The organism is Actinokineospora sp. (genome assembly GCF_050699995.1).
Taxonomy (GTDB): Bacteria; Actinomycetota; Actinomycetes; order Mycobacteriales; family Pseudonocardiaceae; genus Actinokineospora.
Genome location: NZ_JBOHGC010000473.1, coordinates 1 through 21,487 on the forward strand (window position 1 = coordinate 1; position 21,487 = coordinate 21,487).

Below are 21,487 nucleotides of genomic sequence, written 5' to 3' on the forward strand. Positions count from 1 at the left end.
TGCGAGGCCAACACACCCAACCCCACCCGATCCACCAGCCGATCACCGGACTTCACCTTCACCTGACCACGCCTGGGCACAACCAGACACTACACGATCAAGCACTAAGTTCCTGGTATTGGGTCCCAACCCGTCGAGAGCGTCCAACAACACGGAACGCGCCTCAACGTACTCCTGCGGAATCATCGTCCCCAATCTTGTTCAGTGGATCCGAGCGCTGCCATGAGCTGCTCGGCTTCTTCGCTCGACCGGCCTGGACCGGTCATCAGATCCGCGACAACCTGTGCCGGGGGCGCGTATTCGATGCCCGCCACAGTTCGCGACTTCGCATGGACGACGTTGTCGTACGGCCGCATGACCAGGATGTTCGCGCCACGCTCAACCGTCTTCAGCCCTAGTTGATCTATCAGGCTGATCGGATCGTCGGTGTACAAGCTCAGCGAGACGAGCGGTGACACCGGTGTCACATCGGCAGGCAGGTACGCGCGTGCGGCGGCCGAGCCGGTCACCGCGACCCGCGCGTCCACCGAGAGCAGCTTTTTCAGCGCATTGGTCAATCCTCGCGGATCGAGCGCCGCGATGACTTCGTTCGACCCCATCACCTTGTAGTCCTGTGTCCAGCGATCAATCAATGATCGTGTGCGGACAGCAGTGACCGTCCCGTCCTCACTCCGATCGACCACCGCTTCTCTGTCGAGCAGCTCAAGCACTCGCGCGCTCGTCGCGGCACCGACCTGTGCTCGCTCGGCGAGTTCCCGAACACCGACGGGTAATGATGTCTCGCACAGCTCAAGCACGACTTTCGCGGCGGCGGGACCACGAAGAGACTTGAGTAGCCGATCCGCGGGGTCACGAAAACCACTTCGGTCCGCGCCCGTGCGATCGAGGAATATCACAGGTCGATCGAGCCTGAGCCGCAAGTTTCCAGTGACGTCGAACCAACCAACGCCTCGTTGATCCAGTTGGACCCGAGTCGTTGGAGAAATGAACGGCGCGACGAGCATCGCACCCTCGACCTTGACCTCGCTTCGCGCGGTGAAGCGGTCCAACTGATCCGCTACCCTCGCGATATCCCTCGGCGCGACGATGCCTTTGCACTCGATCAGCACCACCGCTTCCGTACCGTCAGGCGCGATGATCGAGAGCAGTGCATCCGGCTGTTCCGAGCCTCGCCTGCGGCCAAATGTCGGTTGCGGTGCAACTGAGATCGACCACATCGACGGCAGCACAGAGCGGATCGTTTCCTCGACGGCGCGGACGAGTTCCGACCCGCTTGTTCCGCATTTTGCTGCGTTCCGCGTCACATGGAACATGCTACTTTGCGGAACACACGCATACCACCCTTGTCACCCGTACGGATGACCTGCGTCATGAACCAGTCTGAGCGCGTCCTCGGCCGCGGCGTCCAACCGACAACGCCTTCGCTCCCTGATCATCCCGAATCACCGAACGAGGCTGCCGGTACCACCCCGCCGCCGTTCTGGATGCGAAGGAGTTCAGCCAATGCGGCAGGCAGCACCACACCGAGGACTCGCTGCGCCTCCCGCACCGCTTCGCCGGGAAGGCCGATGGCCCGCCCGATGACCGTGTTCGCCCGATGCCCCCACATCGCCACCCACGCAAATTCCTCACCGGCGAACTGTTGAGCGGCCCGTCGACATCGAGCAACAGCAAGGGTTTCATCCGTGATCACGACACCAGTTCGACGCGACAAAACGTTGTGGCAGTGCGCGCAAGGCGACTGTCGGAGGTGACCAAGGTGAGTCCGCGCGCCTCGGCGAGCGCGACATAGGCGGCGTCGTAACCGCTGACGCCGGCCCGGAGCTGCCACATTCGGGGCAGGAGATCGTCGAGTGGCACCGTGTCGATCCCCAGTTGTGGAAGCCGGTCGACGACCCGGAGGCCTTGCGCCTCAGTCATTTTGTGCCCCAGCGTGAGACCGCGGATCACCGAGAAGACCTCAGCCTTCCAGTGTTCAGGTGCGGCCCATTCGGTGTCCCGAGCCAGCACGGCCCGCGCTTTGCGGCCGCGGTCGTCCGCGTACACCAGCATGTTCGCCAGGACAGACGCATCCACCACGATCACGCGGCGCCGCCTGCCTTGCGCACATCGGAACCCGACCTGTCGTCGCGGTCGGCCCGGGCCTGCTCCACGAGATCCGCTGCGTCGGGCGCGTCATCGCCCGCTCCACCGGCCGCCGCCAGGTCGCGTTCGATCTCGGCTAGGAGCTGCCGGTTGCGGCTGAAATCGGCCTGCCGCTTGAGCACGCCCAACAAGAACGACTGCAGCGATTGCCCGTGCTCCCGTGCGTCCCGAGCTAAGGCGTTCTTCACATCGTCTGGAACATCCCGAATCGTCAGCACAGCCATGACTTTATTTTGCAGTCATGGCGACTTCGATGTCAAGGCATCGCAGCCATCGCCGCACGCAGCACGTCCTCCACCATCGCCGGCGTCAGCCTGCCGGTGAAGGTGTTCTGCTGACTCACGTGATAGGAGCCGAGAAGCTGCAGATCCGGCCCGCCGTCCAGCGCTGTCAGCGAATACCGCACGCCGTGGCTGAACATCGGTCGGGGCGCGGGCACCACCCAGTACCGGGTCAGCACTGGCAGCACCGCCTGCCAGCCGAACGCGCCCAGCACCACCACCGCGCGCAGGGTGGGGCGCAGGATGCCCAGTTCCTGTTCCAGCCACGGTCTGCAGTTGTCGCGCTCCTGCGGGGTCGGCTTGTTGGCGGGCGGTGCGCATTTCACCGGGGCCGTGACGCGGACCCCGAACAGTTCCAGCCCGTCGCCGATGTGGGTGGACGTGGGTTGCGACGCCAGACCCACCGCGTGCATGGCGGCGTACAGGAAGTCGCCGGAGCGGTCGCCGGTGAACATCCGGCCGGTCCGGTTCGCCCCATGCGCGGCGGGGGCCAGGCCGACGATGGCGATCGACGCGTCCGCGGGCCCGAAGCCGGGAACCGGGCGGCCCCAGTACTCCTGGTCGCGGAAGGCGGCTCGCTTGACGTGGGCGACCTCCTCGCGCCAGGCCACCAGGCGTGGGCAGGCGCGGCAGCCGGTGACGGCACGGTCGAGTTCTTCCATAGTCACCGGATACCGCCAACTGGATCAGCGGCAAGCCGTAGGGTCGCCCCATGGCATCCCAGGACGCACCAGTCGACGGGCCGGACCCGGAGCCCGCCGACGATCTGGTCACGACATCGCACACGCTGACAGTACGCAAGCGCGAGCTGGCCTACACGGCCACGACCGGCAGGCTGGTGCTGCGCCAGGAGGTGATGACCGACGGCAAGTTCGACGGCCACCTCCCAAAGGCCGAGGTCTTCGTGACCGCCTACACCCTCGACGGCGCCGACCCGGCCACCCGCCCGGTCACCTTCGCCTTCAACGGCGGCCCCGGCTCGTCGAGCATCTGGCTGCACCTGGGGGTGCTCGGTCCGCGGCGGGTCGTCGCGGGCGACGCGGGGGCGCTCGCCGCGCCGCCGTACGGCCTGGTCGACAACCCGGAAACCCTGCTGACGCACAGCGATCTCGTCTTTATCGACCCCGTGTCGACCGGCTACTCGCGGGCGACCAAGGGCGAGAAACCGGGCGACCACCACGGCTTCCAGGGCGACCTGGAGTCCGTCGGCGAGGTCATCCGGCTCTGGACGACCCGCAACGGCCGCTGGACGTCCCCGAAGTTCCTCGCGGGCGAGTCCTACGGCACGACCCGCGCGGGCGGCCTCGCGCACCACCTGCACACCCGCCATGGCATGTACCTCAACGGTCTGATCCTGATCTCGTCGGTGCTCGACTTCTCCACGCTGATCTTCGCCGAGGGCAACGACCTGCCGTACCCGCTGTACCTGCCGACCTACGCCGCCATCGCCCACCACCACGGCCTGCACGGCGACCGCCCGCTGGAGGAAGTCCTCGCCGAGGCCGAGGAGTTCGCCTCGCGTGACTACCCGTGGGCACTGAGCCAAGGCTCCCGTATGTCCACTGAGGACCGAACGGGGATCGTGGCCACGTTGGCGCGACTGTCGGGACTGTCCGAAGAGTACGTCGACCGCGTCGACCTGCGCATCGAGCACACCCGCTTCTTCGCCGAACTCCTGCGCCACCGCAAGCAGACCGTGGGCAGGCTCGACGGCCGCTTCACCGGCTGGGGTGCCGATTACGGCCACGAGAAGCTCGGCGAGGACCCGTCGATGTCGGCGATCATGGGCGCCTACACCGCGGGCATCAACCACTACCTGCACGCGGAACTGGGCTACCACAAGGACTTGCCGTACGAGGTGCTGAGCCTGCCGGTCAACCGCGACTGGTCGTTCAAGGAATTCGAGAACGCCCATGTCACTGTCACGGACAAGCTCTCCGCGGTGATGCGGGCCAACCCGCACCTCAAACTCCACGTCGCGTCCGGCTACACCGACGGCGCCACACCGTATTTCGCCACCGATCACACCCTGGCGCACCTGGCGCTGCCCGCGGAACTGCGCGACAACATCGAAGTCGTGTACTACCCGGCGGGCCACATGATGTACATCCACGAACCGAGCAGGCTCAAGCAGTCCAAGGACTTGGCCAAGTTCGTGAAGAGCGCGTCGAATCGGTAGCTTCAGCGACCCATGCGACGGAGCAGGGTGCGGGCGGCGGCGCCGTCGAGGGCCGCTCGCCAGAGGGCGGCGGTGATTCGTTCGTACAGAGCGACGTCGCGTGGGTCGGTGATGGTGACCTCGGTGTGGTTGATGTCCACGACGACCAGGTCGTCGAACATGCTGTAGCCGTGTTCGACGATCGTCGGCAGTTCGGCGTTCAGCGGGATGATTCCCAGCCGGACCCGCCGCAGGCAGAGCATCGCGGTGAGGCGGGCCGACTGCGCGCGCCTGATTCGCGGCGGGCACGGCGGATAGCGCAGGGCTGACTCGCCGACCAGGATCTCGATTGTCTTGGCCGGGTCGTAGAGGACGGCTTGGCGGCGGATCCGGTCGGTGAGGACCGACTCCGGGTCGGCCCACCCGCCGTCGGTCAGACCCACCAGGTGCCGTGAGTAGTCCGCGGCCCGGGCGAGCGCGGGGACCAGCGAGAAGTCCACCACCACGATCCGGGTGGCCGCCCGCTCCAAGTCGGCGTCACCGTGTCCTCGGGCTTCGTCGGCCAGGCGTTCGCGAACCGCCGCGGAACGGCCCGGTCGGGGTGGGACGGCGCAGAAGCGGTCACGCCAGGACCGGCGCGTCCGGGGCGGCGAGGTGGTCTCGTGCTGTCCGGACATCACGCCACCTCATTCGGCCGCCCGATGATGCAGGTGATCCCATTTAGCGCCCTTGATCAAGGAAGCGCAACTCAGGCCACGGCGAAGACGTCCCGGATCTCCGCCGGGCTCGCGCCGCGGGCGAGCAGGTGGTGCAGGAGGATTCGCGCCTTCAGCGGGTCGAGGAAACCGGCCGAGATCAGCCCACGCCCCAGCAGGTCGGACTCCGACCCGGGGAACGCGTAGGTCTTCCCGAGCACCGGCCCCGCGCCCGTCCGGGACGCCAGCACCACCGGGACCGGTCTGCGACCTCGCCGAGGCGCTCGACGACCCGGCTGGGCACGTGCCCCACACCGAACGCCGCCACGACGAGCCCATCCGCCCGGTCGGCGATGGCGTCGAGGACCGTGCCGTCATCACCGAGGTCGCGCGCCGCCGGACTGGCCGCTGTCCGGATCGCGGCCAGGAGGTTCCCCGGACCGTCCGCACCGGCCAGCGTCGGGTTGCGCATCGCCCCGGTGACAATGATCGGCTGAGCCCGAGTGTGTGCGAGGTCAAGGAAGTACGCGGTCTCCTCGATGGTGTCGGCGCCCTGGGTGACCACCACCCCGTCCACCCCGCCATCGAGCCGCAGCCCGACCGCGGCAACGAGCGCGTCGAGGTCGTCGAACGACAAGGAAGCCCCAGGGACCCGCCGAAAGTCCTCGACCTCGACGTCGATCCCGGTCTCCGCCAGCCCGGGCACAGCGGCCACGAGTTGCTCGGCGGAGAGCGTGAGCCGCACGCCGGCGCCGCCGGTCATCGCGATGGTCCCGCCGAGGCCGAACACGACCACTCGGGGTTGGACTGTTCCAGGCGCCGGGGGTCCTTCCTGCCGTGGTCTACGCACGGCCGATTCGCCTGAGCAACGCGCGGGCGTCGTCGCCCTCGGCGGCTATCCGCCAAAGATCAGCGGTGATCCGTTCGTAGAGCTCGATATCGTCGGGCTCGGAGATTCGGATCTCCGTGTGGTTGATCTCCACGATGACCTCGTCATCGACGATCAGGTAGCCGTGCATCGTGATAGTCGGAAGCTCGGTGTCCAGCGGGATGATGCCAAGCCGCACGTGTTGGAGGTCGAGGAGCCCGAGCAGTCTGTCGACCTGTGCGCGCATGACCGGAGGTGGGCAGATCGGATACCGCAAGGCGGACTCGCCGATGAGGATCTCGACGGTCTTTGTCGAGTCGTAGAGCACGGCTTGGCGTCGAATCCGCTCAGCTACAGCCGCTTCCGTGTCCGCGGGCGTCTCGTGCAACTGGGCTGCCATGGAGAAGAGGTGGCGGGCGTAGTCAGCGGCCTGCGCGAGACCCGGGATGACGAAGAATTCGACCGACACCAGCCGGGTCGCCAGTTGTTCCGCTGCCGCCTCCTGTCGCTGGCGGTCGGCATGGCCACGACGAAGTTGTTGACGCCAGCGATCCCGGGCAAGTCGGATCTCACGTAATTCGTCACGCATCGAGGCTGTCTCGGGCTCGGACACTTTCAGCGCACGCAGCCAGTCGGCGACATCGGCGTCCGAGGGCAGAGTGCGACCGTTCTCGATCCGACTCACCTTCGACGCCTGCCACCCGATGTGTTCGGCGAAGTCCTTGCCGGTGCCGAACCCTGAGCTTGCACGGAACTGTCGGAGGCGGTCAGCGAACTCGAGCTGCCGCTTCTCAGCACTCACCATGCGCTGGATCGTAGAGGTGGTGTTCGGTGGCGACAGCCCAGGCGCGGTCGCCATACGTCCGATACCGCGCCACAACACCCGCGTCGTCATCGACATCCACCGACTTCATCTCGCCGAGCCTGTCGAATCGCAGAACGGCGACGCACTGGTCATCGATGAGATAGAAATCGTCGGCAGGCATCGCCAGTCGCCGTGCATCCGATTCGGCCAGCCACCGCACGTCCTCCCCCAGCCGGACGTTCCGGTCCGTGGTGGAATGGATCCATCGTTGGTACTCGGTGACCGGCTCGTGCACCATGCGAACTCTCTCGAATGGGATGGCCGCGGCCCGCAGATCGCGGATGTATGCCTCCCACTCCTGATCCTCTTGCGACTCAGGGAGAACACGGCCATCCCGCCACGCCTGCAACTCGGCTTCGTCCACGGCGTAGTACGGCTGACACTCCCAACGCCGGCACGACCGACGCACCAAGGCGAACAGACGGCCCAGCTCACTTGGCGCAAGCCGTTGCCTGGTCACTCCTGACTCTTCGGAGCGAAGTTCAGAAGAGCCGCCGGAATCTCGACGGCGGTCTCATGATCAGGCAGTCCCCGCTCCTGGAGAATCGCCAGCGCCTCGGGGTCGGTGACCTTGGTCCCCTGGACGACATAGGTCCCTCGGTCCGTGGCGTAGAGCTCTGGACAGCCACCGTTCTTCGAGGTCGAACCCAGGTGGGACAGCTTCACAGTTCCCCCAAGTTGCAATCCGCAGAATCCACGTCTCGAACGTACAACACGGATGCGGCAGCACTATCTCCTGCTGGGACGTTCGTTCGAATGGGCGAAAGGTCGAGCGATTCTACACATTCTATATCAAGCTCGTCGCGAGGAGGTTCGGATGCGCCCATATCAGTGGCAAGCTGCGGCTGGGCAACTTCACGCGATCGCCAACACCAGCGACGCCCAGTTCCCACCACTTCCTGAATCGAAGTACGAGACTGCCTGCGGACTGACCGTAGAACTGTCCCAAGAGGACTTTCGGCGCAGCGTTCGACGCGGCATGTGCAGCGCGTGCAACGCGCGATGGATCGCTCAGCAGAGCGGGGCAAGCGGGGTTGCCGGCCGGCGCGCCACATGACCACCACTCCCGATCAGGTCGACCTGGCCGCGAACCTGGTCGTGCTCGCACGCAAGATCGACGCCATTCCGGCGCGGCTGCGTCATCATGCCAGTGGCCTCATAGTCGGCTGGGCATCAGCCGATCAGGCCGATGCCCTCGCGGACGTGTTGGAGGAGACCGCCCGGCAAGTACGGCTACACCGGACCACAGGTGTCGTGGGCGCGGGCTGACGGTGGCGGTACACCAAGCCTGAGAGCGTTGCCGCCAAATGAAAGTGGCCCCCTCCGCCAGGGAGGGGGCCACCGTCGATCACACGGTTACTTCAGGAACTTCGCGCCTTTGGTGACGGCGGTGTACGCGTCCACACCGCCATGGCCGTAGAAGTTGTTGTACGCCGCGTCGCCTTCGCAGGTGGCGTTGAACTCCGCGGAACGGCCGACCAGCGTGTAGTCCACTGTCCGCGGGGACGGGCACGCGATGTCGTGTGCCGTGCCCTCGAGGACCCGCTGCGTCTTCGCCGCGTCCAGGTTGACCCCGCCCGCCGAGTACTTGCCGTACTGCGACACGATCAGGGCCGCCACACCGGAAGCGTGCGGCGAGGCCATCGAGGTGCCCTGCAGGAACTGGTAGTAGCCACAGGAACCGTCCGGCCTGCACGCCTTCTGCACGCCGAGCGCCTCGCCGTCGGGGGTGACGTTGCCGTCCGCGTCGATCGCGCCCTCGGTGAGGGCCACGTTCTTCGGGTAGGCCGACAGAATCAGGTTCCCGTTGGTCCGATACGCCGGAGTCCCGAGCCCGTCGCGGAAGTAGCCGCCGGGGGCGGAGACCGAGATGCGCTCGAAGCCGTAGTTCGAGTAGTCCGCCTTCGCCTGCGACGGGCCGAACGAGCTGACGCCGACCGCGTGCGGGCCCTCGACCGGCAGCGAGAAGCAGTCCGCGTTGTCGATCACGCGGTCGTGCTCGTTGCCCGCCGGGTAGTTCGGGCTCGTCGAGTCGGGCAGCGGCTTGCCCAGGTCCTGGTGCTGGTTGCCCAGCGACACGATCTGGGTGACGCCCTTGCGGTAGGCGTAGTTCATCGCACGCGTGATCGAGATGATCGCGATGCGCTGCTGCACCCGCTCTTCGGTGCTGTCCGCCGCGTTGCTCTTGCAGTTGTAGAGCCACGGGTCGACGAAGAACGACATGTTGACCACGTCGAGGCCCACGTCACCGGAGTACGTCATCGCGTCGATGACCGGCTGCAGGAAGAAGTAGCCGGAGTCCTGTCCACCGCGGATGTTCACAATGGACACACCAGGCGCGACACCGGAGATGCCGTGGCCGTCGGCCGCGGCGGCGATGGTGCCCGCGACGTGCGTGCCGTGGCCGCCGTTGTCCACATCGGCCGGGTCGACGCAGCCCGCGTACTCACAGGGGCCGTCGACTTCCTGGCCGAGGTCGTCGACCGGGATGTCGCGGGTGAAGTTGCGCGACAGCCGGTGGTCGAAGTTCGGCGCGATGTCCGGGTGGCTGCCGTCGACACCGGTGTCGAGGACACCGACCTTGACGCGCTTGTCACCGGCCTGGACCTCGCGGGCCAGGTCGGAGCGGACCGACCGCAGGCCCCACAGCTGGGAGTCGAGCGGGTCCATGCCCGCCGCGACACCGCCCTGCGTGCCCGTGCCGCCCGCCGCCCGGTTCTCCTTCTCGACGTCCTTGGCCTTGTCCTTGGGCGCCTTGGCGTCCGGGGACTGGCCGATGGACCTCGCTCGGGCCACCGCTGCGACCGACTTCTCAGCCGAGAGCCGCTGGGCGAAGCCGTTCTCCGGCGCGGTCGCCGTCAGCAGACCGACGGTCCGGTTGCTGGCGACCACCGTTCCGCCCGCCTTGCGCACGGCGGCCTCAAGGGCTTCCGTGGCAGTGCCTTCGGCGGCGAGGACGTTGAACTCGACCGACTTGCCGGACAGTTCCTGGCCCGCGGTCGCCGATGGTGCGGCGACCCAGACGAGGGACACGACCAGCGGGGCCGCGAGCGCTGCCACCAGGGTCTTGCGTCGCTTCACGCGTACTCCTGTTCAACTCTCTCCAGTGTTCCCGGACATCAGGGCACTACCGACTTCTCTTCAGCGAAGTGACAGGCGCTGGGATGCGCCGCCACCCTGGTGATCAGCGCGGGCTCCTCTTCGGCGCAGATGTCCTGCGCCTTCCAGCAGCGCGTGCGGAAGCGGCAGCCCGACGGCGGGTCGACCGGGCTGGGGACGTCACCTTCGAGCCGGATGATCTGACGCTGTCCCCGGAGTTCGGGGTCCGGCACCGGCACCGCGGAGAGCAGCGCCTGGGTGTACGGGTGCGTCGGGTGCTCGTAGATCTCCTGCTCGGTCCCGATCTCGACGACCTTGCCCAGGTACATCACCGCGACCCGGTCCGACAGGTGGCGGACCACCGACAGGTCGTGCGCGATGAAGATGTAGGACAGCCCGAACTCGGACTGCAGGTCGCCCAGCAGGTTCATGACCTGCGCCTGGATCGAGACGTCCAACGCGGACACCGGCTCGTCGCAGACGATCACCTTGGGGCGCAGGGCAAGCGCGCGGGCGATGCCGATGCGCTGGCGCTGGCCCCCGGAGAACTGGTGCGGGTAGCGGTTGATGTGCTCGGGGTTGAGCCCGACCACGTCGAGGAGCTCGCGCACCTTCTTGGCCCGCGAACCCTTCGGCGCCACGTCGGGGTGGATCTCGAACGGCTCCCCGATGATGTCGCCGACCGTCATGCGCGGGTTGAGCGAGGTGTACGGGTCCTGCAGCACGATCTGGATGTCACGGCGCAGCTTGCGCAGCTCCGGCCCCTTCATCGCGAACATGTCCCGGCCCTCGAACTTCGCGCTGCCGCCGGTGGGCGGCTCCAGGCGCATCAGCACCTGGGCGAGGGTCGACTTGCCGCAGCCGGACTCGCCGACCACGCCGAGGGTCTCGCCGCGCCGCAGGTCGAAGGACACGCCGTCGACCGCGCGGACGTGGCCGACGGTGCGCTTGAACAGCACGCCCACCTTGACCGGGAAGTGCTTGACGAGGTCGCGCACCTCAATGATGTTGTCGGTCACTCGGAGATCAGCTCCTCAGCGAAGTGGCAGGCGCTCATCCGGCCGGGCATCAGGCGGTGCTGCGGTGGGACGTCGGTCTTGCAGACGTCCTGGGCCATCGGGCAGCGGGGGTGGAACGGGCAGCCCGTCGGGATCTTGAGCAGGCTCGGCGGCAGACCCTTGATCGTGGTCAGCTCCTGGCCCCGCAGGTCGAGCCGGGGCAGGGATTCGAGCAGGCCCTTGGTGTAGGGGTGCCCCGGCTTGCGGTACAGCGACATCGCGTCGGACTGTTCCACGATCCGGCCCGCGTACATGACCGCGATCCGGTCCGCGACCTCGGCGACGACGCCGAGGTCGTGGGTGATCAGGATCAGGCCCATGTTCCGCTCGACCTGGAGTTCCTTGAGCAGGTCCATGATCTGGGCCTGCACGGTGACATCCAGGGCGGTGGTCGGCTCGTCGGCGATGAGCATCTCCGGGTCGAGCGCCAGCGACATCGCGATCATCGCGCGCTGCCGCATACCGCCGGAGAACTCGTGCGGGAACTGCTTGACGCGCCGCTTGGCGCCCGGGATCTTCACCAGGTCGAGCAGTTCGATGGCGCGGGCGCGAGCGTCCCTTCGGGACATACCCCTACGCAGTCGCAGCTGCTCCTCGATCTGGAAGCCCACGGTGAAAACCGGGTTGAGCGCGGAGAGGGCATCCTGGAAGATCATGGCGATGCCCGAACCACGCACCTCCCGTCGCCGCTTGTCGCTGGCCTTGAGCAGTTCCTCGCCGTGGAACTTGATCGAGCCGCCCATGATGTGCCCGGGCGGTATGTCGAGGATGCCCATGATGGTCTGGGCGGTGACGCTCTTGCCCGAACCGGACTCGCCGAGGACCGCGAGGGTTTCCCCGGCCTCGACGTGGTAGCTGACGCCGTTGAGCACCTTGGCGACGCCGTCTCGGGTGCGGAACTCGACGAAGAGATCCTGCACCTCGAGCAGCGGCGCGCCCGGAACCGGCTCGGCCCCTTCAGCGCCCATAATGGACTGTTCAGTGTTAGCGGACATTCCGCCTTACCTCATCTTCGGGTCCAGCGCTTCGCGCACGGCGTCGCCGAGCATCACGAAGGCCAGCACGGTGGTGGTCAAGAACGCCGCCGGGAACAGAAGCGTGTGCGGTGCGACCCGGATGATGTCGCGCGAGTCCGCGATCATCACGCCCCAGGAGACGACCGGCGCCCGCAGGCCGAGGCCCAGGAACGACAGCGTCGCCTCCGCGCCGATGAAGGCGCCGAGGGCGATGGTCGCGTACACCAGGACGGGGGCCGCGGCGTTGGGCAGCATGTGCCGCAGGATGATCCGCGAGGAGTTCGCGCCCAGTGCCCGCGCGGCCTTCACGTAGTCCTGCTGCTTCGCCGTGATCGCCGCCGACCGCATGATCCGCATGCAGACCGGCCACGACAGCAGCGAGATCGACACGATGACCAGGAACATGATCTGGGCGATGTTCGAACTTCCGGTGGCGCCGAAGCTCGAGAGGATCACGATCGCGCCGAGCACGAACGGCAGGCCGAAGAACACGTCGGCGATCCGGGACATGAGCCCGTCGAGCCAGCCGCCGTAGAAGCCGGCCAGCAGGCCGAGCGTGCCGCCGATGAGCACGGTCAGGATCGTCGCGCACAGGCCGACGATGATCGACGCGCGAGCGCCGTAGATCGTCCGCGCGAAGATGTCCGCACCCTGGTTGTCGTAGCCGAACCACGCGTCCGCCGACGGCCCGTTGCGACTTCTGCCGAGATCGGCGTAGGTCGGGTCCACCGAGGTGAACAGCATAGGGAACGCCGCCATCACGAGGATGAGCAGGATCAGCGAGCCGGAGGCAAGGAACAGCGGACGCCTGCGCAGATCGTGCCAGGCATCCGAAGCGAGGCTGCGCGGCTTGTTGGTGGCCGCGGTCTCGGCGTGTTCCAAGGCGATCACGGAATCGGCCGCCGTACTGGTCACCGCGGCTCCGGTCGCCGCGGTGCTCGGGTCAGTCATAGCGAATCCTTGGGTCTAGGACTGCGTAGAGCATGTCAACGACCAGGTTGGACAGCAGGTAGACCATCACCAGCAGGGTGACAACGCCGGTGACGATGACGCCTTCCTTGCTCAGGATTCCCCGGTAGACGAGGTTCCCGATGCCCTTGATGTTGAAGATGCCCTCGGTGATGATCGCGCCGCCCATGAGGGAACCGAGGTCGGTGCCGAGGAAGGTGATCACGGGGATCGCGGAGTTGCGCAGAAGGTGCACACCGACGACTCGGCTCTGCGGCAGGCCCTTGGCCACTGCCGTCCGCACGTAGTCGGAGCGCCTGTTCTCCGCGATCGAAGTACGCGTCAGCCGCGTGACGTAGGCCATCGACAGGCTTCCCAGCACGAAGCCTGGAACGATGAGCTGAGCCCACGGGGCGGGTGATTCGGACACCGTCGTCTTGATCCAGCCGAGCTCGAAGCCGAGCACGATCTGGAGCACGAAGCCGGTCACGAAGACGGGGAGGGAGATGAGGAACAGGGTGGTGACGAGCACCAGGTTGTCGAGGAAGCCACGGCCGCGAAGGCCGGTCAGGATTCCAGCCGAGATCCCGATGACCGCTTCGATCGCCAGCGCGACGAGCGCGAGGCGGATCGTGTTCGGGTAGGCGGTGGCGATGCGATCGCCGACCGAGATGCCGCTGAACGTGATGCCGAAGTCACCCTGCAGCAGGTTCATCATGTACTTGCCGTACTGGACGACCACGGGGTCACCGAGGTTGAACTTCGCCGTCATGGCGGCGACGAACGCCTCGGGACACGGGCGGTCGCCGCACTTGCCGGCGAACGGGTCACCGGGAAGGCTCCAGACCAGCCAGTAGATCAAGAAGGTTGTCCCGAGGAAGACCGGGATCAGTTGTAGTAGCCGACGCAGGACATAACGCCCCATGGGATTTGTCTCCTAACCTGACTCCGGGCTGGGGTGCGGGATCACCGCACCCCAGCCCGGAGTGAACCACTGGCTACTTCTTGACCGTCACGGTGGACAGGTCGAGTTCACGCAGCGAGCTCAGGCGGACGTTGTCGACCTTCTCCGACCAGGCGTACTGCGCGGTCTGGTTCCACAGCGGGATGACCGGGAAGTCCTCGGCCAGCACGCGCTCGGCCTCCTGGTAGAGCTTGTTGGCCTCTTCCACGCTGGGCGCGGCGTCGGCCTTGACCAGGAGGTCGTCGACCTTCTTGCTCGTGTAACCAGAGTCGTTCGCGGACGCGTCGGTCCGGTAGATCTGGTTGAGGAAGTTCTCGATCGACGGGTAGTCGGCGATCCAGCCCGCGCGGAAGATGCTCTTCATCGCCTTGGCGTTGATCTGCTGACGGGTCTCAGCGAACGTCGGGATCGGGGAGTAGGTGCACTCCAGACCCAGGGCGTTCTTGATGCTGTTACAAGTAGCGGTCATCCACTCCTTGTGGCCGCCGTCAGCGTTGGTGACGAGGTCGATCGAACCGGTGAAGCCAGACTTGGCCAGGTACTCCTTGGCCTTCTCCGGGTTGAACGTGCAGAGGTCGCCACACTGGCCCTTGACGTAGCCGGGGACCGCCGGGTTGACCCAGCCATCGGCCGGAAGGCGGGTGCCTTCGAAGATCTTGTCGACGATCTCCTGGCGGTTGATGGCCAGCGAGATGGCCTTGCGCAGGTCCGGGCTCGCGTACTTCGGGTCGTACAGGGGGAACGTCAGGGTCTGGTTGCCCATGTACGGCGTCGAACCGTTGCGGTCCGGCATGTCCGTCTTGTACTTGCCGCCGGCGAGGCCGGAGGACGGGACGGTGTCGAGGAAGTCGAGCTCACCGGACACGGTCGCGGTGTAGGCGGCTTCGTTCGACTCGAAGATCTTGAACACGAGGTCCTTGAACTTCGGCTTGCCCGGGCCCGTGTAGTCGTCGAAGCGGGTCAGGGTGATGTCGGCGTTCGGGGTCCGCGAAACGAACTTGAACGGGCCGTTGCCGACCGGCTTGGCCTCGAAAGCCTTCGGGTCAGCGAAGAACGAGTCCGGCATCGGGTAGAACGGGTTGTAGCCGAGCTTCAGCGGGAAGACCGAGAAGGGCGCGCTGAGGGTGATCTCGAAGGTCTTGTCGTCAATGACCTTGAGGCCCTTCATCTCCTTCGTGGTGGGCTCCGGCGCGGTCTGCGGACCGTCGGCGCCATCCGGGTCGGAGGTGTGGACGTCCTTGTAACCCTCGACCTGCTCGAAGAAGCTGGCGCCCTGGGTGCCGTTGGGGCTGTAGGCGGTCCAGTTCCAGGCGTCGACGTAGTTCTTCGCCTTGACCTCGGTGCCGTCGTGGAACTTCCAGCCGGGCTTCAAGGTGACCTTGTAGACCTTGGAGTCCGTGGTCTCGATCTTCTCGGCGTGCGCGTTCTTCGACTCACCGGTGACCGCGTCGTACTCGGTCAACCCGACCCAGAGGGCGCGGATGACCTTGCTGCCGCCGCTCTCGTTGGTGTTGCCGGGGACCAGGGGGTTCTCGGGCTCAGTAGCGAACGCAGAGAGCTTGCCGTCGGGGTTGCCGGCGTCGCCGCCTCCCGGGGTGCCGCTGTCCTTGTTGTCGCCGCCGCCGCAACCCGCGATCGTGAGCGCGAGTGCAAGGGGCATCACCGACGCTGCTATCCAGCGTGGTTTGCGCATGGGTCTCCTCCCAAGCTCGGGTTCGACGTGCTTTCGGGCTGTCCGCCATCGGGCTCCGTCGTCACGAAGCGGTACCGCCCGCTCCGAAAGTGAGTGGAAGTTAACCCGAGGGGCGAATCGACCGGCGTTCGAGGGCGTCACAAACGAGTCACAATCGAACCATGTTCATCCATTTGGGGGATATCTCGATCCGGAAGTGACCGGTAGCCGGACACTTTCGCTGTCCAATCACTGCCAGGTCATTGTTGAGACGCGGGTCACCTCGTCACTCAGAGTCAGGCGGTTCAATGATCGACAAGGCGATCCCGTCCAAGATGTCGTGTTCGCTGGCCAGCAATTTTGTGATACCCGTCTCAGAAAATAGCCGCTCAGCGATACTTTGCACGATCAAAGCGCCGCCCCCGATCACATCCACCCGTCCGGGGTGCAGGACAGGCAAGGCGGCCCGCTCGTCGTGACTCATGGTGAGCAATCGGCGCGCCGTGTCACGAATGCCGGTGGCGGTCAGGTGGGACAGGTGGATTTCGTCCGAGTCGTACGCCGGCAGATTTAGGACAAGCGCGGAGAGGGTCGTCACCGTGCCCGCGACGCCGACCCACGTCCGCGCCTGCCCGACCGGCACCGCGTCGAACGCCTCGGCGAGGACATCGTCGGCGATCTTGCGCGCCTCGGCGATCTGCTCCTCGGTCGGCGGGTCGTCGTGCAGGGCGCGCTCGGTGAGCCGCACGCACCCGATGTCGACGGACTTGGCGGACTGGATGGTCGCCTTGACCCCGTCCCACGTCCCGACGACGAACTCGGTCGAGCCGCCGCCGATGTCGGTCACGAGGAAGGGGCCGTCCTCGGGCGGCAGGTCGCCGACGGCGCCGATGAAGGACAGCCGGGCCTCCTCGTCCCCGGTGATCACCTCGGCCTCCACGCCGAGGGTTTCGCGGGTCATGGTGAAGAAGTCGTCGCGGTTGCCCGCGTCGCGGGTGGCGGAGGTGGCGACCATGCGCACCCGCTCGGCCCCCTTGCGGCGCATGATCGCGACATAGTCGGCCAGCGCGGCGCGGGTGCGCTCGATGGCCTCCGGCGCCAACCTGCCGGTGGCGTCCACCCCCTGCCCCAACCGCACGATCCGCATTTCCCGATGGACGTCGCGCAACCAGACGGACCCGTCATCCCGGTGCGTCAAATCGGCGACGAGCAGGCGGATGGAGTTCGTTCCACAGTCGATCGCGGCAACCCTCGTCATGTCCGAAAGCCTAGACATGCCTTGGCATCCAGCGGTGCCAATGGGGTCGCGTCCCACCACATCGCGCACGCGCAACCCGGCCGTGCCACGCCGGACCTCGGCGGCCGCTTGGTCTATCGGGACAAAGGTAGTGCCGGTGACAGCCCCGGCGGATTACCGCCGGCAGCGGACGCTGGGATCGGCGACAACGCGCACGCTCCGCCCGCCCCTGGTCGCCGACCATGAGCGCATCGCGTCGGAGCACGGCAAAACCCCCACCCACCTCGGGGGGACGTCCCTTGGCCAGTCTATCGGCGGAGGGTGACGGAACCCGGGTTGTGGGTGGGGGCTGTGGATAACCGGTGCCCTTGTGGATAAAGGTCAGGGAGCGGGGGTGGTGGGGATCGCCGAGCCCGCTTCGCCGCTGGGGGTGGTGCTGGGCGGCGGGGTGGTCGTCGTCGGGGTCGCGCACGGGTCCGTGGGCTCTCCCGCGGACGGGGTGGTCGTCGGGGCCGGAGTGGTCGTCGGGGCCGGGGTGGTCGTCGGGGCCGGGGGTTCGCACGACGGTGTGGTCGTGGTCGGCGGCGTCGTCGTGGTCGGTTCCGTGGTCGACGGCGGGTTCGTCGTGGTCGGCTGGGCCGAGGAGGACGATGTGGGCGCGGACGTGGTCGTCGGCTGCGTGGTCGCCGTGGTTCCCGGTGCGGTCGAGGACGGCGGTGGCGTGATCACGCCCGCCGCGGGCTGCTGGTAGGCCGGGGCCGGTGCGGCCAGCTGCTCGATCTGGTCGACCGGGGTCGTCGGCACCGGGGTGACGCCCTTCGCGTAGGCGTCGGCCCACTGCATGACGGTGCGCACGTAGCTGTCGGAGTGGTTGTAGCGCCAGATGGCGGCGGCCCGGTTGCGCGGGTCGGCCATGTTCATGCCGCCGGAGCACAGGTACTTGGCCGCGCCGACCGTGGCGTCGTAGATGTTGTTCGGGTTGGTCTCGCCGTCGCCGTTGCCGTCGGAGGCGTAGCCCTTCCAGGTCGACGGGATGAACTGCATCGGCCCGACCGCGCGGTCCCACCGGGCGTCGCCGTCGAAGCGGCCGCCGTCGGTGTCGCTGATCGCGGCGAAGCCGCCGCCGTTGAGGACCGGGCCAAGGATCGGGGCCGCGGTGTTGCCGTGCGCGTCGACCCGGCCGCCGCGGGCGTGGTTGGACTCGATGCGGCCGATGCTGGCCAGCAGGGACCACTCCATGTTGCAGCCAGGAGTGGTGGTGTTGATCGTCTGCGTCGCGCGCATGTAGGCGTCGAGCATGGTGCCCGGGACACCAAGCGGCCCGCTGGGCAGCGGGCCGTGGCCGAACGCGAGGACGCCGGGGTCTCCAGCGGCGGCGAGCACCTCCGAGCCGAGTTCACCGTTCTCCGGGCGCGAGCCGTCGGCGCTGACCTCCGACGGGTCGGTGAGGCCGATCAGGCCACCGCCGACGCTGCTGGCGAGCGCCACCTCCGTGGCGTCCTCACCGGAGACGTACACCGGTTCACCGGCCGCGACCGCGGGAACGATCATCAACGCCCCCGCCGCGGCGACCGCACTTCGTCGCCTACCAGTGCGCTTACCCCTGCCGGGAGACTTTCCGGACTTCGTCGCACTCACTGAAAAATCAGCCCCTCGCTTGTCTGGCCGCCGGTGTGTAACCGACCTGGGTGACGCTCCTCCGGCTGTCTACCCTGCCTCATTCATCGCCATGAGTCACCGTCCTCGTAACATCTCGCGACAAATAGGGCCGGAAGTCTGTACACAAGTACACTTCCGGGCACCGGTTGTTAACCGGCGACACAATGTGTCACTGATCCGTGACGGAGTGGCCGGTCCTTCTGGTTGCACGACAACGCGGATTACTCTCAAGTAATGAGCGCTCCGCAGCCCCTGGACGCAACGCACAAGGTCATCAACCAAGCCCCTCCCCTGCATGGCTTCGACCCGCTGGCCTGCGACCCGGCACTGGTCGGGGCGCTGCGGGCGTTCGGTTCGGACGACGTCGTCGGGTCGCTCTCGGCGCTGGCCGTCGAGGCGGGCTCCGAGGTCGCCCGCGAACACGGCAGGCTCGCCAACGAGAACCCGCCGACGCTGCGGACCCACGACCGCTACGGCAACCGGGTCGACGAGGTCGACTTCCACCCGTCGTGGCACTGGCTGATGGGCCGGGCCGTGGCCCACGAGCTGCACGGCGCCCCATGGGCGGGCGGCGCCCACGCACACCTGCGGCGAGCGGCGGCGTTCATGGTCTGGTCGCAGGTCGAGGCGGGCCACGGCTGCCCGATCTCGATGACCTATGCGGCGGTGCCGGCGCTGCGGCACAGCCCTGAGGTGGCCTCCCGGTTCGAACCGGGGCTTGTCTCGCCGGTCTACGACCCGGGCCTGCGTGAACCGAGCGCCAAGGCGGGCCTGCTCGCCGGGATGTCGATGACCGAGAAGCAGGGCGGCTCCGACGTGCGGGCCAACACGACCGCCGCCACCCCGCTCGCGGACGGCACGTACGCGCTGGTCGGCCACAAGTGGTTCACCTCGGCGCCGATGAACGACCTGTTCCTCACCTTCGCCCAGGCGCCCGGCGGACTCACCTGCTTCGTGCTCCCCCGGGTCCTGCCCGACGGCACGCGCAACGCACTGCGGCTGCAGCGGCTCAAGGACAAGCTCGGCAACAAGTCGAACGCCTCCTCGGAGGTCGAGTACGCCAACGCGATCGGCTGGCGACTCGGCGAGGAGGGCCGCGGGGTCCGCACGATCATCGAGATGGTCACCATGACCCGGCTGGACTGTGTCCTCGGCTCGACCGCGGGCATCCGGATCGCGCTCTCGGAGGCGGCCCACCACGTCGCCCACCGGTCCGCGTTCGGCGCCGTGCTGCGCGACCAGCCCGCCATGGCGGCGGTGATCGCGGACCTCGCGCTGGAGTCCGAGGCGGCCACGGTGCTCGCGCTGCGCCTCGCATCCGAAGTGGACAGTGGTGGTGAACTGCTGCGACTGGCGCTGCCCGCGGCGAAGTTCTTCATCTGCAAGCGCGCGCCGATGGTGGTGGTCGAAGCCCTGGAATGCTTGGGCGGCAACGGTTACGTCGAGGAGTCGGGCATGCCCAGGCTCTACCGGGAGGCGCCGCTGATGTCCATCTGGGAGGGCTCGGGCAACGTCACCGCGCTCGACGTGCTGCGGGCGATGTCGCGCGAACCGTCCAGCGTGGACGCCCTGTTCGAGGAGCTCGCCACGACCACGGGCGCGGATTCCCGGTTGGATGCGGCGGTCTCGGACCTGGAGTCGGAGATCGACACGGCCACACCCGCCCGCGCCCGACGCGTCGCCGAGCTGATCACGCTGTGCCTGCAGGGAAGCCTGTTGGTCCGGCACGCCCCCGAGGTGGCCGACGCGTTCCTCGCCTCACGCTTCGGCGAGCGCAGCGGCGTGCTCGGGGTGCTGCCCGCGGAGATCAACACCGCCGCGCTGGTCGACCGGGTCACCCCCGGCGTCGCGGTGCCATCCGCCTAGGAGGCGGCGCAGTCGCCGGTCGGGTAGGTCTCCGACAGCAGGGCCAAAGCCTCGTCGCCGAACGGGTTGACGCCGGGGCCCTTGGCCAGGGCGTGCGCGACGTGCACGTGCAGGCACTTGACCCGGGTGGGCATGCCGCCCGCGCTGACGTCGGTCCCCAGCGACTCGATGGCGTCGCGTTCGGCCAGGTAGTCGTTGTGCGCGGCCAGGTACTGCGCGGCCAGCGCCTCGTCCTCGGCCAGCCGGTCGGTCATCTCCTTCATGAGACCGGTGGTCTCCAGGGTGGAGATCTGCGCCGCGAGCTTGTTGCAGGTCAAGTAGTACAGAGTCGGGAACGGCGTGCCGTCCTCCAGCCGCGGGCTGGTCTGGATCACCGACGGGTGACCGCTGGGGCAGCGGGCCGCGACGGCGCGGGTGCCGCGCGGCACCCGGCCGAGCTGCTGGGCGACCATGGCGATGTCCGCCTCGGTGACGGGCTCCAGGGTCACTGGCCCGCTCCGTGCACCGAGTCCCACAGCGCCTGGTACCAGGCCTGCTGCGAGATCGGGTGGGTCGGTCGCCGGCCCGCGCCAGGGCCGCCCGCCTCAGCGGGCAACTCGACCATGTAGGGCGTCTCCCCTGGCATCACGTACCGCAGTCTCCTCTTGGCTTCGGCCTGGATCTGGGCGGGGTCGGCCAACTGCGCCTTGCGCCGCTCCAGTTCCTCGACCTCGGCCCGTAACTCGGCCTGCCGCCGCTCCTGGATCTGCACGTCGGACCGCTGCGACAGGTAGGTCCGAAGCGGCACCGCCACGCTCAGGGCAAGCGCGCACACGACGGTCGCGAGGACCGCGGCGCGGCGCGTCGTCGACAGCCCGAGCGGGCCGAGTCGCGCGGCGCGCTTGGCGGGCTGGCGCTTGGGTGGTTCCTTCGCCGGTGCCGCGGCGGCCGGGCGCGTACGGCGGACACTCTCGGGC

24 protein-coding genes are annotated in these 21,487 nt (G+C 67.5%); 3 read left to right on the top strand and 21 right to left on the bottom strand.

What is annotated here, in order from left to right:
• Window positions 1–182: 182 nt before the first annotated feature.
• From ACRDSQ_RS23475 to ACRDSQ_RS23495, 5 genes are all read right to left on the bottom strand, one after another.
• On the bottom strand, window positions 183–1,304 hold the full coding sequence (locus ACRDSQ_RS23475) for a type IV toxin-antitoxin system AbiEi family antitoxin (protein WP_431424056.1): 1,122 nt from the start codon (window positions 1,302–1,304) through the stop codon (window positions 183–185).
• A gap of 128 nt (window positions 1,305–1,432) precedes the next feature.
• On the bottom strand, window positions 1,433–1,693 hold the full coding sequence (locus tag ACRDSQ_RS23480) for a hypothetical protein (RefSeq protein WP_431424057.1): 261 nt from the start codon (window positions 1,691–1,693) through the stop codon (window positions 1,433–1,435).
• Window positions 1,690–2,085, bottom strand: a complete 396-nt coding sequence (locus tag ACRDSQ_RS23485) for a type II toxin-antitoxin system VapC family toxin (protein WP_431424058.1) — start codon at window positions 2,083–2,085, stop codon at window positions 1,690–1,692. The genes ACRDSQ_RS23480 and ACRDSQ_RS23485 overlap by 4 nt, the downstream gene beginning before the upstream one ends.
• Window positions 2,082–2,369 (bottom strand): FitA-like ribbon-helix-helix domain-containing protein, encoded by a 288-nt coding sequence (locus ACRDSQ_RS23490; RefSeq protein ID WP_431424059.1) that lies wholly within the window; start codon window positions 2,367–2,369, stop codon window positions 2,082–2,084. Before ACRDSQ_RS23490 ends, ACRDSQ_RS23485 begins: the two co-directional genes overlap by 4 nt.
• Window positions 2,370–2,401: 32 nt before the next feature.
• Complete coding sequence (locus ACRDSQ_RS23495; RefSeq protein ID WP_431424088.1) at window positions 2,402–3,088, bottom strand: uracil-DNA glycosylase; 687 nt, start codon at window positions 3,086–3,088, stop codon at window positions 2,402–2,404.
• Between the two features lie 50 nt (window positions 3,089–3,138).
• On the opposite strand from ACRDSQ_RS23495, the gene ACRDSQ_RS23500 reads away from it, so the two are divergent.
• Entirely contained in the window at window positions 3,139–4,605 is a 1,467-nt protein-coding gene (locus tag ACRDSQ_RS23500) for a S10 family peptidase (protein WP_431424060.1), read from the top strand.
• A 2-nt stretch (window positions 4,606–4,607) separates the two neighbouring features.
• On the opposite strand, the gene ACRDSQ_RS23505 is transcribed toward ACRDSQ_RS23500, so the two are convergent.
• The 6 genes from ACRDSQ_RS23505 to ACRDSQ_RS23530 form a co-directional block, all read right to left on the bottom strand.
• A complete protein-coding gene (locus ACRDSQ_RS23505) occupies window positions 4,608–5,261 on the bottom strand; it encodes a DUF5753 domain-containing protein (RefSeq protein ID WP_431424062.1) in 654 nt (217 codons plus the stop codon).
• A gap of 71 nt (window positions 5,262–5,332) precedes the next feature.
• The gene (locus ACRDSQ_RS23510) at window positions 5,333–5,500 is read right to left on the bottom strand and encodes a hypothetical protein (RefSeq protein WP_431424064.1); all 168 of its coding nucleotides are present in this window, start codon (window positions 5,498–5,500) and stop codon (window positions 5,333–5,335) included.
• Complete coding sequence (locus ACRDSQ_RS23515; protein WP_431424065.1) at window positions 5,440–6,075, bottom strand: asparaginase domain-containing protein; 636 nt, start codon at window positions 6,073–6,075, stop codon at window positions 5,440–5,442. Before ACRDSQ_RS23515 ends, ACRDSQ_RS23510 begins: the two co-directional genes overlap by 61 nt.
• A gap of 46 nt (window positions 6,076–6,121) precedes the next feature.
• On the bottom strand, window positions 6,122–6,952 hold the full coding sequence (locus ACRDSQ_RS23520) for a helix-turn-helix domain-containing protein (protein WP_431424067.1): 831 nt from the start codon (window positions 6,950–6,952) through the stop codon (window positions 6,122–6,124).
• Entirely contained in the window at window positions 6,939–7,472 is a 534-nt protein-coding gene (locus tag ACRDSQ_RS23525) for a DUF6879 family protein (RefSeq protein ID WP_431424069.1), read from the bottom strand. Before ACRDSQ_RS23525 ends, ACRDSQ_RS23520 begins: the two co-directional genes overlap by 14 nt.
• Window positions 7,469–7,678, bottom strand: a complete 210-nt coding sequence (locus ACRDSQ_RS23530; RefSeq protein WP_431424071.1) for a hypothetical protein — start codon at window positions 7,676–7,678, stop codon at window positions 7,469–7,471. The genes ACRDSQ_RS23525 and ACRDSQ_RS23530 overlap by 4 nt, the downstream gene beginning before the upstream one ends.
• 387 nt (window positions 7,679–8,065) lie before the next feature.
• Between ACRDSQ_RS23530 and ACRDSQ_RS23535 the strand changes: the two genes are divergently transcribed.
• Window positions 8,066–8,281, top strand: a complete 216-nt coding sequence (locus ACRDSQ_RS23535; RefSeq protein WP_431424073.1) for a hypothetical protein — start codon at window positions 8,066–8,068, stop codon at window positions 8,279–8,281.
• Between the two features lie 87 nt (window positions 8,282–8,368).
• Here the strand turns inward: ACRDSQ_RS23535 and ACRDSQ_RS23540 are convergent, their stop codons facing one another.
• From ACRDSQ_RS23540 to ACRDSQ_RS23575, 8 genes are all read right to left on the bottom strand, one after another.
• Window positions 8,369–10,093 carry a S8 family peptidase gene (locus ACRDSQ_RS23540; protein WP_431424075.1) on the bottom strand — a complete coding sequence of 575 codons (1,725 nt, stop codon included), beginning with the start codon at window positions 10,091–10,093 and terminating at the stop codon, window positions 8,369–8,371.
• Window positions 10,094–10,131: 38 nt separating this feature from the next.
• Window positions 10,132–11,130: an ABC transporter ATP-binding protein gene (locus ACRDSQ_RS23545; RefSeq protein WP_431424077.1), complete on the bottom strand. Its 999-nt coding sequence runs from the start codon at window positions 11,128–11,130 to the stop codon at window positions 10,132–10,134.
• Complete coding sequence (locus tag ACRDSQ_RS23550; RefSeq protein ID WP_431424079.1) at window positions 11,127–12,137, bottom strand: ABC transporter ATP-binding protein; 1,011 nt, start codon at window positions 12,135–12,137, stop codon at window positions 11,127–11,129. Before ACRDSQ_RS23550 ends, ACRDSQ_RS23545 begins: the two co-directional genes overlap by 4 nt.
• 33 nt (window positions 12,138–12,170) lie before the next feature.
• Window positions 12,171–13,136: an ABC transporter permease gene (locus tag ACRDSQ_RS23555; protein ID WP_431424081.1), complete on the bottom strand. Its 966-nt coding sequence runs from the start codon at window positions 13,134–13,136 to the stop codon at window positions 12,171–12,173.
• A complete protein-coding gene (locus tag ACRDSQ_RS23560; RefSeq protein WP_431424082.1) occupies window positions 13,129–14,058 on the bottom strand; it encodes an ABC transporter permease in 930 nt (309 codons plus the stop codon). The genes ACRDSQ_RS23555 and ACRDSQ_RS23560 overlap by 8 nt, the downstream gene beginning before the upstream one ends.
• A 73-nt stretch (window positions 14,059–14,131) precedes the next feature.
• On the bottom strand, window positions 14,132–15,757 hold the full coding sequence (locus ACRDSQ_RS23565) for a peptide ABC transporter substrate-binding protein (RefSeq protein ID WP_431424083.1): 1,626 nt from the start codon (window positions 15,755–15,757) through the stop codon (window positions 14,132–14,134).
• 298 nt (window positions 15,758–16,055) lie between these two features.
• Window positions 16,056–17,027, bottom strand: coding sequence for an exopolyphosphatase (locus ACRDSQ_RS23570; protein ID WP_431424084.1), 972 nt, complete (start codon window positions 17,025–17,027; stop codon window positions 16,056–16,058).
• 360 nt (window positions 17,028–17,387) lie between these two features.
• The gene (locus tag ACRDSQ_RS23575; RefSeq protein WP_431424085.1) at window positions 17,388–18,557 is read right to left on the bottom strand and encodes a lytic transglycosylase domain-containing protein; all 1,170 of its coding nucleotides are present in this window, start codon (window positions 18,555–18,557) and stop codon (window positions 17,388–17,390) included.
• A 342-nt stretch (window positions 18,558–18,899) separates the two neighbouring features.
• On the opposite strand from ACRDSQ_RS23575, the gene ACRDSQ_RS23580 reads away from it, so the two are divergent.
• Complete coding sequence (locus ACRDSQ_RS23580) at window positions 18,900–20,531, top strand: acyl-CoA dehydrogenase family protein (protein ID WP_431424087.1); 1,632 nt, start codon at window positions 18,900–18,902, stop codon at window positions 20,529–20,531.
• Here the strand turns inward: ACRDSQ_RS23580 and ACRDSQ_RS23585 are convergent.
• Together ACRDSQ_RS23585 and ACRDSQ_RS23590 are read right to left on the bottom strand one after the other, a co-directional pair.
• Window positions 20,528–20,983, bottom strand: a complete 456-nt coding sequence (locus ACRDSQ_RS23585) for a DUF501 domain-containing protein (protein WP_431424090.1) — start codon at window positions 20,981–20,983, stop codon at window positions 20,528–20,530. The two genes, ACRDSQ_RS23580 and ACRDSQ_RS23585, sit on opposite strands and share 4 nt — an antisense overlap.
• A 32-nt stretch (window positions 20,984–21,015) precedes the next feature.
• Window positions 21,016–21,384 (bottom strand): FtsB family cell division protein, encoded by a 369-nt coding sequence (locus ACRDSQ_RS23590; protein WP_431424092.1) that lies wholly within the window; start codon window positions 21,382–21,384, stop codon window positions 21,016–21,018.
• Window positions 21,385–21,487: the final 103 nt, after the last annotated feature.

Bases quoted from the DNA above. Each gene is read 5' to 3' on its own strand.
- ACRDSQ_RS23490 (WP_431424059.1), bottom strand. From the start codon at position 2,369: ATGGCTGTGCTGACGATTCGGGATGTTCCAGACGATGTGAAGAACGCC.
- ACRDSQ_RS23495 (WP_431424088.1), bottom strand. From the start codon at position 3,088: ATGGAAGAACTCGACCGTGCCGTCACCGGCTGCCGCGCCTGCCCACGC.
- ACRDSQ_RS23500 (WP_431424060.1), top strand. From the start codon at position 3,139: ATGGCATCCCAGGACGCACCAGTCGACGGGCCGGACCCGGAGCCCGCC.
- ACRDSQ_RS23505 (WP_431424062.1), bottom strand. From the start codon at position 5,261: ATGTCCGGACAGCACGAGACCACCTCGCCGCCCCGGACGCGCCGGTCC.
- ACRDSQ_RS23520 (WP_431424067.1), bottom strand. From the start codon at position 6,952: ATGGTGAGTGCTGAGAAGCGGCAGCTCGAGTTCGCTGACCGCCTCCGA.
- ACRDSQ_RS23535 (WP_431424073.1), top strand. From the start codon at position 8,066: ATGACCACCACTCCCGATCAGGTCGACCTGGCCGCGAACCTGGTCGTG.
- ACRDSQ_RS23550 (WP_431424079.1), bottom strand. From the start codon at position 12,137: ATGGGCGCTGAAGGGGCCGAGCCGGTTCCGGGCGCGCCGCTGCTCGAG.
- ACRDSQ_RS23555 (WP_431424081.1), bottom strand. From the start codon at position 13,136: ATGACTGACCCGAGCACCGCGGCGACCGGAGCCGCGGTGACCAGTACG.
- ACRDSQ_RS23560 (WP_431424082.1), bottom strand. From the start codon at position 14,058: ATGGGGCGTTATGTCCTGCGTCGGCTACTACAACTGATCCCGGTCTTC.
- ACRDSQ_RS23565 (WP_431424083.1), bottom strand. From the start codon at position 15,757: ATGCCCCTTGCACTCGCGCTCACGATCGCGGGTTGCGGCGGCGGCGAC.
- ACRDSQ_RS23570 (WP_431424084.1), bottom strand. From the start codon at position 17,027: ATGACGAGGGTTGCCGCGATCGACTGTGGAACGAACTCCATCCGCCTG.
- ACRDSQ_RS23575 (WP_431424085.1), bottom strand. From the start codon at position 18,557: ATGATCGTTCCCGCGGTCGCGGCCGGTGAACCGGTGTACGTCTCCGGT.
- ACRDSQ_RS23580 (WP_431424087.1), top strand. From the start codon at position 18,900: ATGAGCGCTCCGCAGCCCCTGGACGCAACGCACAAGGTCATCAACCAA.
- ACRDSQ_RS23585 (WP_431424090.1), bottom strand. From the start codon at position 20,983: ATGGTCGCCCAGCAGCTCGGCCGGGTGCCGCGCGGCACCCGCGCCGTC.